7 protein-coding genes and 1 pseudogene are annotated in these 12,389 nt (G+C 38.7%); 3 read left to right on the top strand and 5 right to left on the bottom strand.

Translation table 11 applies throughout. From position 1 onward, the window contains the following. Nucleotides 1-9: 9 nt before the first annotated feature. The gene (istB, locus tag K348_RS0113660) at nucleotides 10-756 is read left to right on the top strand and encodes an IS21-like element helper ATPase IstB (RefSeq protein ID WP_029901791.1); all 747 of its coding nucleotides are present in this window, start codon (nucleotides 10-12) and stop codon (nucleotides 754-756) included. A gap of 310 nt (nucleotides 757-1,066) precedes the next feature. Further along, nucleotides 1,067-1,333, top strand: a pseudogene (locus K348_RS19060) (ATP-binding protein); the annotation flags it as partial. A gap of 166 nt (nucleotides 1,334-1,499) precedes the next feature. Here the strand turns inward: K348_RS19060 and K348_RS0113650 are convergent. Beyond that, entirely contained in the window at nucleotides 1,500-2,684 is a 1,185-nt protein-coding gene (locus tag K348_RS0113650; protein WP_029905642.1) for a DUF418 domain-containing protein, read from the bottom strand. Between the two features lie 556 nt (nucleotides 2,685-3,240). Here K348_RS0113650 and K348_RS0113640 point away from each other — a divergent pair. Further along, nucleotides 3,241-3,822, top strand: a complete 582-nt coding sequence (locus K348_RS0113640; RefSeq protein ID WP_029905638.1) for an RNA polymerase sigma-70 factor — start codon at nucleotides 3,241-3,243, stop codon at nucleotides 3,820-3,822. Nucleotides 3,823-3,923: 101 nt separating this feature from the next. Here the strand turns inward: K348_RS0113640 and K348_RS0113635 are convergent, their stop codons facing one another. The 4 genes from K348_RS0113635 to K348_RS0113620 form a co-directional block, all read right to left on the bottom strand. After that, entirely contained in the window at nucleotides 3,924-6,308 is a 2,385-nt protein-coding gene (locus K348_RS0113635) for a hypothetical protein (RefSeq protein WP_156032891.1), read from the bottom strand. Between the two features lie 50 nt (nucleotides 6,309-6,358). Further along, nucleotides 6,359-8,602 (bottom strand): alpha-N-acetylglucosaminidase, encoded by a 2,244-nt coding sequence (locus tag K348_RS18515; RefSeq protein WP_051697885.1) that lies wholly within the window; start codon nucleotides 8,600-8,602, stop codon nucleotides 6,359-6,361. 13 nt (nucleotides 8,603-8,615) lie between these two features. Continuing rightward, nucleotides 8,616-10,634: a family 20 glycosylhydrolase gene (locus tag K348_RS0113625; protein ID WP_081852576.1), complete on the bottom strand. Its 2,019-nt coding sequence runs from the start codon at nucleotides 10,632-10,634 to the stop codon at nucleotides 8,616-8,618. Nucleotides 10,635-10,795: 161 nt separating this feature from the next. Next, nucleotides 10,796-12,388 carry a SusD/RagB family nutrient-binding outer membrane lipoprotein gene (locus K348_RS0113620; protein ID WP_029905632.1) on the bottom strand — a complete coding sequence of 531 codons (1,593 nt, stop codon included), beginning with the start codon at nucleotides 12,386-12,388 and terminating at the stop codon, nucleotides 10,796-10,798. Between the last annotated feature and the right edge of the window lies 1 nt (nucleotide 12,389).

Below are 12,389 nucleotides of genomic sequence, written 5' to 3'. Positions count from 1 at the left end.
AATAAAACAATGAACAATCAAACATTAGACAAAATGCGTCAGATGCGCCTTTTTGGTATGCACGACGCCTTCAAGACATCACTGGAAAATACATTGAAAGAACAAATGACCCAGGATCAGTTTATAGGACACCTGGTGGCCAGTGAGTTCGACAACCGCCGAAACAGGGCTATTGAAAGGGCGGTTAAAGCTGCTTCATTCCGTTACAATGCTTCGATAGAAGAGATTGATTACACCTTTGAGCGGGGACTGGACCGTAATCAGGTTGAGCGGTTAGCTGCCCTGGAGTTTGTCGCAGAAAGTAAAGACCTGTTCATAACCGGACCCACAGGAACAGGTAAGAGCTATCTGGCTACCGCATTGGGTAATAAAGCATGCCAGGATGGATATAAGGTATTATATGCCAGTACTGCAAAACTGATGAGCCAACTGAAGATTGCAAAGGTCAAAGGCTCTGTTATAAACGACTTTAAACGTATCGAGAGGATGGACCTGCTTATACTGGATGACTTCGGTATGCAGGCTTTCGACTCTCAGGCAAGGGGAATACTGATGGATATAATAGAAGACAGGCATCAAAAGAGATCTACTATTATTACTTCGCAGGTCCCTGTTAAAGGTTGGTATGACGTTATTGGTGAGAAAACAGTTGCCGATGCCGTACTCGACCGATTAGTACATCATTCCCTGAGGGTAGAGTTATTTGGAGAATCAATCAGAAAAAGGAAAACTAAAAATGAAAATATGTATCGCTGATAAATTATGTGGGTCCGAATATAGAGATGTTGGGACTTATACCTATTTTTGTAAAATCTGTGGACCCATTACCTGGGTAGACCGATAAATATTAAGTTTAACTCGGGCTTAAATCTTCTTCTTTTAGACCCCAATCCCGAGAACAACTTTTTACTGTTTGAACGGCATAACTTCAAGGGATCATTTTCCGCCGTTTTTAAGGGGTCGTTTTTACCGTTTTTTCCATATTACCAATAAACCGTATTATATAAATTAATTATTAAAACTTTAAGATTATGAACAATGAAAAAACCTTGGACAAGTTACGCCAGATGTGCGTATCCTGGACGACTTCGGCCTGCAACCCTTTGACTCACAAGCAAGAGTTACCTTGCTGGATATCATAGAAGACCGACACGGGAAGAAGTCGACATTGATTACTTCCCAGATACCGGTCAAGGAATGGTATGATATCATAGGGGAGAAAACTATTGCTGATGCTGTATTGGATAGGATTGTACATCAATCCCTGAGAGTTGAGTTACATGGTGAATCACTAAGGCGTAAAAAGCCTAACCAGGAATGTTTATATTTGTGAAATTTAATTAGTAAAAACCGACAAAAATGATGGCTTTTTACAAACAAAAAATCTCCAAGGGGGCAATTTATATTGGAGCATGGGGGGCAATTTTAGTGTTATTTCCACTTAGAGATGATAACGATTTGTTAAAATCATCGCGAAAGCAAAATTGCCTTTAATAATATCATTTTACTATTTTAATCCAAGTCACTTTTTTCCATAACAATTCTAATGGGCCGTGTCGATGCGAACGCATCCACCAGCGGCTAAAGAAGAACTGAATAAGAAACATTCCGATACCCATTAAGAAACAGACAGTGATACCGGTGTATTTATAAAGTTCCAGACCCCAATGGTAAAACAAGAACGCTCCGATCAAAGATTGCGACAGATAGTTTGTCAAGCTCATGCGTCCATAAGAAGCCAATAAATGAAGAACGTTTTTAAATTTTGTCAGGTAATAAACAATTATTACACCTGCAAACAGTATTCCTGTAAATGCAATATTTGAAAGAGATTTTAGGATAAGGGTGGAAGGCACAAGTAGTGCTTCACGATTTATAAAATCGGGGAGAATAGCCATCAACCCGTAAATAGGGAAAAAGGAAATAACGGCAATAATGAATATTTTAATCCAAAATTTTATATTTTTTTCTGAATATGGAAATAAATTGCCGCGCCCTATTAGCATACCTATCATAAACAGTGCTGCCGTTTGCGTAACTCTTCCATGCAAAAGCATCCAGCCCATATTAGCAACATTACCTGTCCATATTGTAGTTTTGCTCAACTCAAAGAAAGAAGCTTCTTTCTGGGCTGCATTTACAATTTCCCAGTAGGGAGCATCAAATTGAGAATTAATTACGTATTCCGGATTGATGAATGCATACATTATTTGTCCCCATTCAATAGGCTGCAATAAAAGAATAATTGCTATAAGCAGGACAGTACGGGTAGAAAGTCGGCACACGGCAATAAGTACATATCCTACTAATGCATAAAGTACTAATATTTCGCCGGGAAAAAGTGTTGAATTGATACATGCAAAAACCATTAATAATACCAGACGCCATGCAAAACGCCCCCGAAAATCCCGTCCCTTTTGTATCTGGGAATTATCTTGTATGAAGAAACTAAATCCGAAGAGCAATGCAAAAATGCAGTAAGCTTTGCCAGAGAAAGTAAAAAATACACTGTCCCATATTACCCTATCTGTAAACATCAGAAAGTTGCTGGTCTCTTCCGGAAAGCTATTGAGGCTGAACCGTTCGATGAAATGGATTAGAGTAATTCCCATTACTGCGAAACCCCGTAGTACATCGGCGATATCGATACGCTTATTATTGTTTAGTGTAGGAGATGAGTACATGATTATTAGGTCAAAAATGTTTAATATGGTATCTTGTCTGGGGTGCAAATATATTATAAACCTATTACATTTTCTGAAAAATACTGTTCAATAACTAAGATAATATGACCATTAAGACATTTTAGTGATAGATTATATACTCATAACAGCCATTCCAAGGTGGACAGATATCCAAAAACTACCGAATATCATGGATAATTAATTATACATCATATAAAATAAAAACAGCTGTGAAAATAAACGTAACTACAATCTGTCTTTCTAAAGAATATAAGCGCTCCGCTATACATTTTTATTGATAAGCACATCTTCATATAATGCCCTCTCATCAATTTGCCCGTCATAAATAAAATTATTATTATTCCTTATTTTGATAAAATATACAAAATAATAAGCTGCTGCTTCAATTATATAGTATATATTAAGTATAATCTTTGTATTTTTGAATAATATCAGTAAGCTAAGGAGAGATATAAATTTGTTAATACAAAACATACATACAAACTACTCTTTTTGATCTAATGATTATATTATCATTTTTCAATGAGTAAAAATCATGGCGGCAGATAAAGAAGTAAAGGATCTTGTGCTATTAGAGCGTTTATTTAATCAATATTATAAACAGCTCAGGGCATATGCATTCCGTTTTGTAAATGATCCCGACCTGTCGGAAGATATTGTACAGGACACTTTCTTCGAATTATGGCAAAGGCGTCACAGCATTCATTTTCAGGACGATGCGGTAAAATCATATCTATTCACAGCTGTATATCATCGTTCACTGAATGTACTGAAACAAAAATTGCGTGATGCATATCCATTGAAGTCAGGTAAAGAAAATGAATATCTGGAACAATACCTTTCGTCCTATATTCAGACTTCGGAACAAAGCCTGCTTCTGAAAGAATTAGAACAGGAAATTAATATCTTTATAAAAACACTTCCCCCACAATGTCATAAAGTATTTACACTGAGCCGTACATACGGTTTAAAAAACCGTGAAATAGCCGAACAGTTAAGTATCAGTATAAAAGCTGTTGAAAAACATATCAGTAAAGCACTATTTGGATTAAAGGAATACCTGATAAAAAAAGGGTTGTTTCCTATTCTCATATTTGCCATATTTGGTCTTCTCTGAATAGCATAAAAATGGCTATCCTGAATATATTATCCAAAATAGCCATCCTTAAAATCAGAACAATAATACTTACTTTATTATCCTGTGCCGCTTCTGGTGATTTATCTTTCTATAAGCAATACTTTTTCTTTGAATGGTGAAGGATAAGTCGAAATCCAGACTTCCGGCTGAAAAGACAATTTATCTTTCTCATAACCCATAACATATACTTCTATTTTCTTCCCTGCCATATCAGTAGTGAGAGGGAAATAATATGTATAATTTGAACCTGAACGGGCATTTATATATTCCCATGGATTAGATGGATATGATACCGCCCTTGAAGGTGAACCTACGAGTTTACCATCTATCTTTAATGCAGCATAGGCGCCTTCTACTCCATGTTCTCCATTTATTGCAACCGAGATATAACTATTATCTGCAACCTCGTCCAATTTAAAATTGTTAGTCCACATTCCAAAACACTCCATTTGTCCCGAGTCTGCAAAGAGATTTGATGCCCTGAATTTTTCAGGATTAATCTTTTTACCTCCGGCATAAACTTCAAGTTCGCGTATATTCGATGGAAAAGGATTTAACTTTAAATAACGCATTTTTTTATGTACCGGAATATTCATTCTCAATCCGGATAGGAACAGCGTTGACTGCCATGTTGCCAAATCGGATGATATTGAGGCATAATTACCCTCATCTATTAACAAAGGTTCCAGCTCAAATTCGTTATTTACATGGATTACAATACTATCCACATTCATCTCCTGACCTAAATCCAAGCGGAAGCAACCTTTTTTTATCCGTTGGTCGACACCATAACGTTTACTCGGCCAAAAGCCTGTATTCCTGTCTCCGTCGAACATATACTTATCCCAAAGCCCGCGTGTAATAAAAGCAGACTGATTAAAGAAGGCATCGCGTGCCGCTTTTACTTCAGGTATATTAGTTTCTCCCGAACGTTTCAGTGACCGTACTTCCAGCGCATTATTATCCGCGGCAAAAACAGTAGCCTCATATAATGCTCTGGCATCATCGGTAATAACCGTTTCATGTAAATCTACCAGTTTTCGATAGCATGGTTGGTTCAGCGGTTTGCCTTCGAAAGAAATAGTTGTAGTTTTTCCTTTGGCTAAATCCGCATGCTCTACCCCATCTATAGTAATTTTGGAACCTTTAGTACCTTTAGCCAGCTTAATCTCGTTGGTAGATCCGGGCATTCCGAGTAATTTTATTTTCAATGGCTTATTTGGAATATTCTGTATTACTTCAAAGTCAATACCCTCAACCCCCGGTTCAACATACTGATCCGAAGTGGATGCAGCTATAAGCATTGCACGATAAGGATCTACTTTTACCTTTACAGTTTCACCATAGTTGAACGTACCGATTATCCGTTCGGTAGGATGATAAGAGCGCAATTGTACTTTAGAACTTTTTGTCAATCCTATTTCGCTGTCGAGTTTTACTTCAATCTCTTTTAGTTCCCAGCTTAGGTTCCGTAAAGTTATCAGACGGGTCTTTTTATCTCCGCGCGACACTGCATACTGGCCATATTTGTCAGGTAGAGTTATACCTTCCGTCAAAATCTTGCCATATTTACGATGTAAATTGTATATGCGCGCCAATTTAGGAAAATCACGATCTGCTAACAACCACGGGTTTGCATATATCTCCGGTGCTAAAATCAAAGAGCGGTTGAAAGCCTGCAATATCAGATCGTCTTCCCAATAATCGAGACAGGATGAGAGGCAAACACCGTGATCCTCTGTCAGGCGCTGCAATCCCGGAACCAATCCTCGGGACAATGCTCCGGCACGGTTATGCGGCGCGGTTGTCGTATTAGCAGAATGTACATCGATATATGTTTCACTCCCACCCCAGAGAAATGTTGTCGCATATGGCTCGGATTTTTTGAGGCCTAACCGATGATTCAGTAAGATAAGGTCGGGGGAATAACTACGGCAGCGTTTCATCATATCGATAAAGTCATCTTCCTTATCTAATCGCAGAGGGCCGCATACCGCATCGAATTTAAAAAGCGCCCATTCATAATCGCGGCACAATCCTATGATCTGCTCTTTACGCCTTTCTGTCTCTTCTGGTGTATCTCCGAAACCGTCGGGTCCTCCCCATAGACCTAAACGGGCGCCTATACTCTTCGCTTTTCGGTATGTAGCATCCAATCCGTTTGGAAACTGCTTCTTAAAACGAGCGGAATTTATATCCCCATAAAAATTCTTTCCGTCGATAAGGCCTGCATCAAAAGCGTAGATATCCAATATCATGCCGTATTCGTCCTGCAGATATTTAAAGAAATCAAGATTGATAAGTGTCTGTTTTTCTGTAGGCCCTTCATTCGTGTTATTAATCCAACTGAAATATTGCGCGCGAGAAGGTGACTTTTCATCCGCACCCGGATAAACTTTCTCCTGCGCATTCAATGTAGCAAATAAACACGAAAGTGCCATTAATAAAATAAATAGTCTGTTCATACCATTTTCCTCACTTTATATTGCTTATATGATTAATGTATCAAAGTATTCTATTTGCTTTTTGTATAAACCGAACTATATTCTTTCCAGATACGGTTTGCTTCTTTTACTATATCTCCAGTAGGTTGATCGGGATACTTTTTCTGGTCGAGAGTCCATTGAAAGTCCATTTTACGAACTTGCTTATCAAAAACTTTCCGGTCTAACGGTTTATTTGCCTTTATGGATTCTTCAATCATGTCCATATACAATACCCAGCGCGGACGATAGTAATCTTTTAGCAAACCATTCCACAAACGACCGGCATAATCCCGCAAGTCTCCGTCTTCCCAAGGCTGCCATATGGTGATAATAGTACGGGCATTCCGGTTGTAATATGCTTTTTCGTCAGGAGTATCTCCCCAGCCGGTAGCTTCATTTAACCATTTACCCAACATAAAGTTGGCATCACATCCTGTAACTGTATCCAGATCGTCGATCAATTTCAATATTTGCTCCCGTGCTTTTTGTAAAGAATTTAAATCCTTCTTATCATAAGCGACCGACAATTCATGAATATATTTGTGAGTTAAGGCATGCAATAATTCGCGATAAACATTTGTCAGGTCGAAACGGTATGTCGAAACATCCTTCAGTTCATCAGCACAGTCCAGCAAGCATTTTGCAGCTTCAGCCAATTCATATACATTGAAATCCCATGCAAACGGGTCTTCTTCCGTTATGGCAAATTCTACCCGGTTGTGACGGATATCCTCTTTACTACCACTGAATTTAACCATTTGCGGAGTGGTTATGAATGGAGACCACATAGTACGGGTTCTGGAATATACACTTTTCAGTAAATGATCCCATGCTTTGAGTGCCTGTGGGTTCTGAGTACTATAGCGACGGGCGGCATAGTCTTCAACCCATTTATTCAAATCGCCACTTTCGGGTTTCCATGCTTTCGAGAATATGTAATCCTGCACTACAGGGTTATAGCCTATTCCTTCGGGAATTACGCCTATTCCTTTCAGGTTATTATCCTTTTCAGACTGCCATGCCCTGTCGAATTGTTCCTGCATAGCATGAAGGTGGCCGCTCATATTCACTTTCTGATCTTCATTACAGATTACACACCATATCCATGGCTGCCCGTAAAAGCTGTCTGTTTTGTCCCATGTCGGATTTTTTTCTCCGTATAGGTCTATAACAATCGCTTTATCCTTTGGTATCCCCCGAAAGAATGCTTCCCCTTGCTCTTTTTGCCAAAAGCCCTGACGGAAATAGAAGAACCATCCTTGTAAAATCCATTTTGCATCTTTATCTACAGAAGCCATCGATTCATAAATCGCGCGGCTTGTTTTTTCAAGAAATTCAGGATCTTTACTCGGCGGATCTACTTCAATGAAACAATCGGCATCATATAGATGGTCAGTACCAAATAGTTCTGTCTGTTTCTTAATAAATAGTGATCCTATTTTAGTAAACAATGGATCGGACGGGTCTAAAAAATATGTTCCCGGAATCCCTGCCCACGAATCTATCTGCATAATTTTAGCATCGGGATAAATCTGTTTCAACTCCTTTGGTACATGTCCTGTAAAAGCCTGCAATACGGGTGTCATACCTAAAGAGCGTTGACGTTCGAGAATCTGTTTTTGCAATAAAATACGTTTATCTATCCACGATTGAGGCAAAGGCCCGGCTACTCCGTCTATATTACCCATCCATCCCCAAGGCAGATGCGCAGGACCGACAAAAAAACTATCCAAATCTTCGCGGTTAACACCGAGTTCTTTATATACCTCTGTCCATACAGCTTCCTGTCCGATAATTGCCAATGGCATATTAATTCCTTTGAGAGCCATATAATCAATCATCTTTTCCCAGCAGTCAAAATTCCACCAAGGCATAGTATAACCGAATGTGCAATAATTGAAAATATACCGATACTCGAATGGTGTTTTGATTCTGATTTTTTCTGTCGGCAAAGGCAATTTCTCAGGTAAATTCAATTGGTTATAATTCAGCGAAACCTGACATTTACAGAAATTTTCCAGATAATAATTCAAGCCGGTTGCTTTAGTCAATTCCTTATTTCCTCCGATAACTATTTTTTCTCCTTTGGCCTCGATTTCAAATACATCTGATCCGTCGGCACTTTCGATTGTTTCGAAAATGAAATTATCAGCGCGTTCGTTTAATAACCTTTTTGCCAAATCGCCTGCAGGAGTCGATTTATTACCGGTATCGCAGCTTAGAAAAAATAATTGAGAGAAGAATATTAATATAATCAGTATGTTGTTTTTCATATATCTAAGCTATTTACTTTACGAACTGCTCGTAGTCACAGACAAACTGTTGCCCTATAGGTTGATCATTCACAAAAGCCTGAATTCTTATTTTTAGATTCGTATCCACTAAAATAGGTTTCTCGTATATCGAAGATGTTGAAATCGGATTCGTTCCATCCATTGTATATCGTACAACTGCACCGGACTTATGAACTGCAATATTCACCAATAATTTATCTGTAAAAATCTCTTTCTGACGGTTGAGAATACGGTCTCTTACCGGATGCAAATAACCCTGATAGCTTACAGTAAAAGGTCTCAGCTGATAGTCTATATTCTTATATCCAACTAATTGATTATCCTTATTGAAAATGCCGAAACGTACATTTTTACTATCATCCAACTGAAGTTGAATGAATTTATCTGAGTTTGCAGTCGGCATAGTTCCGTCTGTCGTAAAGGTTATAATATGTTCAGGATTCATAGGCTCAAACTTAACAGAAGCGGTATTCGCGAAGCTATTCTCGAGGTCACTATCCAAACCATACAAAACATCTTCTCCGTTAAATCCTTGTCGATTCTGTTTTACAGGGAATAACAACTGCATAAATTTTTCATCTGTCGACCGATACCTTTTCAAATAATCTTCATAATCCTTTTTTGATTCACCATTCCATATAACCTCACTGAATGCCGGAATACGTTGATGCAAACTACTGATTTGCGACTGGTCGTTCATTTCCCATGAACACATTTGCCCCCCTAATACAGGAGCATACTTCGGTAATTGGATAGGCGATTTATAGGAAGGCGCCGCATTCCAATGGTTTTCCCATCTCCGGATATTCATACTATAGATTTTCTCGGGACTCCACCGTATACCCGGTGTGATATAGTTTGGTTTCCAAGAAGCATTGATAATGGTATATCCATGGTTAAGCAAGCTTTCTGGAACCTGATAAGCAGTTTCCCATGCTATTACCAATATATCCTTAGGTATGTCAACTTTGGCGCTTCCACTACCCGGGAAACTTTCCCATACAATGGTTTGTTTTCCATTCTTTTTCACAAAGTTGTGTAAGCGTACAATGAATTCCCAATAAATATCATGTGCATCGTCATATCCTTTTTCTTTGACATATGCCTGTACGTGTTCTCTTTTTTCAAATTCGCCTAACCAAGCCTCATCGCCTCCGATATGGAAATAAGGAGAAGTATAGAAGACGTCCATCATCTCCTTTATTATGGTTTCTACAGCGACACAGGCTTCTTCTTTAGTGATATCGATAATATACATTTTTTCATCACCAAACAACTCGGGCATTCTTTTCCGCATAAGTGTGGAGTGTCCCGGCAAATCAAATTCAGGAATAATAATCACCCCCCTGTCTTTGGCAAAAGTAACCAAGTTTTTCAATTCCTCCGTCGTATAAGCGATTCCCTTATCTGCTAATTGCGGATATGCTTTTGACGGAAAAGTGAATAACTGATCATCAGTCAAATGAATTTGCATATAACGGATTTTATACCATCGGCACAACTCTACACATTGCTTTATAGTTTCCAGCTCAACCGGTTGACGTGCTACATCGAGCATAAAACAACGGTAGCCAACTTCCGGCTGATCTTTTATCGCGCCACACGGAATTATACATTTATAATTTTGCTTTGTTATCAGTTGCAATAAAGTGGTGACGCCCATATTCACACTGTGATAATCTCTGCCTGCAACAGTTACTTTTTCCGGTAAGATTTCTATTGTATATTCTTCCTCAGCCAATCGGTTATCGATTTTGAACTGAACAGAAGCTTTTTTCTGTTGAACAGTCCCCTCTACCTGATATAAAGTTTTTGCATTATCGATAAATAAATCACACAATGGCTTAAGTGTTTTCTCTGCAGAAACACTAAAATTATTCTGTAAAATGAATGAATTTGATTCCTCTATATTCACATACTTAGGAAATGGGACTACCTGTACTGTTTCTTGTGCTATAATGGGCATTTGCACAAATAAACAAGTACATAAAAATACTATTATTTGTTTCATAATTTAGATTGTTTATCTATGAAAGTCTCTACTCTCCACCGTTGAAGATAGAGATTTTATTTCATATACGCATTAAAAAAATGATTAAGAATAGATAAGACAAATAAAATTATTCAAATCAGGAGACGCCTATACGCCTCCTGATGATACTATGAATAAATTTATTTCTTTTCGTACGGTTCTATTTCCGAAACATATTTACCGCCGACTTTACGCCATACAGTCAAACCTGTAGGAGCCACATCGGTATAAGATGTAACGTCGCGTGTGCGCTTCGAAGCAAACCACAGTTTACATTCCCACATCGTATTACCGGTTATACCCATTGCATCCTGATATTCTTTGCGACGCGTATCAGACGAACCCGGATAGAAGTGTTTTTCAGGATATCCTTTTGCTATATCAGCCGCGTTGGTTCCTACCTTGAAATAATCAAGTACCGGATAACCTGTTCTTCTTATTTCCGGGTAGATATCCCTTGCCTGAAAGAACATAGCTATATAACGCTGAGTAATAATTTGTTCCAATCCGTTCTGAGCAGTAAGTTTCACTTCATTCTGCGCCAGATAAGTATCTATTTCAGTCTGAGGGATATCAAACTTGTTCATATTGGCACGGATACCGGATTGGTAGAATTGATTCGCGTCGCCTGCAATCATGCCTTTTAAGGCAGCTTCTGCTTTTATAAACATCAATTCCGCATAAGTAAGCACATATTTCTTGCAATCATATTTTGCAAAACGCACATTTACCTGACTTATCGTATCCCGTTTCAAAGGAGAATATAATTCGATATTCATAGCCATCGGAGCTCCAACATAACGCATATCTCCTTTTTTCAGGCTCGACTTACCCGGTTCGAAGTAAACTTCCATGCGAGGATCGTTCAGACGTCCGAACATATTGACCAGCCCCGAAGCTGCAGGCCATGTATATTCATTTCTGCGGAGTTCCTCTGCCAGATCATTTGCATAGGACTCGCCAGCACCACCCGGCCATGTCATACCAAAATCTTCGTCATTTGATTCTAATACAGGGAACTGTGTCGGATTACCGAATAGTTCGGCAAGCTCTCTTTTTGCGTATTCAGGGTCTGCATCCGACATACGTACCAGCATTCTTGCCCGCAACGAGTTTGCAAACTTACGCCATTTCATCATGTCGCCTTTTGCAAAGATATCACTTCCCTTATCTATTGCCAACGGACTATCCGCATCAGTCACTATCGAACTATTTGCTTCTTTTAATCTTTCATTGATATCTTTATATATTACTTCCTGAGAATCGAACTTCGGACGGAAAGCGTCCTCGCCCGCTCCCATCTTATCTCCTTGCGTTGCCTCAAAATAAGGAACAGAGCCCAATAAATCACTCATATATAAATACGCCCATGATTTAAGAATGCCGGCAATCGCGCGATAATTTGCATGAGGTGTTTCATCTGTATTACGCATTACTTCCTCTATGCTTCTCAAAGGATTTACCTGCATATCATGATAACTCCAAAAAATATCCATATCACTCTGGTGAATAGATTGCGTAGCATTTATGCTAGTGGTATAGTACTGTACCCATTTACCGAAACCGGTTTCATAAGTTTGAGTCAATGCTCTGACTAAATATATCTGGGCAGATAAGACAGCCTGGTTATTCGACATCGAAGACTGCTTATTCGGATTTGTATTCATTTCTTCAAAGTCGCCGGTACAACTAAAAAAAAGTCCGACAATGAATAATATTATTAACTTCTTCATG

This window comes from Prevotella sp. 10(H), assembly GCF_000711235.1.
Lineage (GTDB): Bacteria > Bacteroidota > Bacteroidia > Bacteroidales > Dysgonomonadaceae > Dysgonomonas.
The sequence above is the reverse complement of the archived record's forward strand: the minus strand, read 5'-3'. Positions and strand labels throughout refer to the sequence as shown.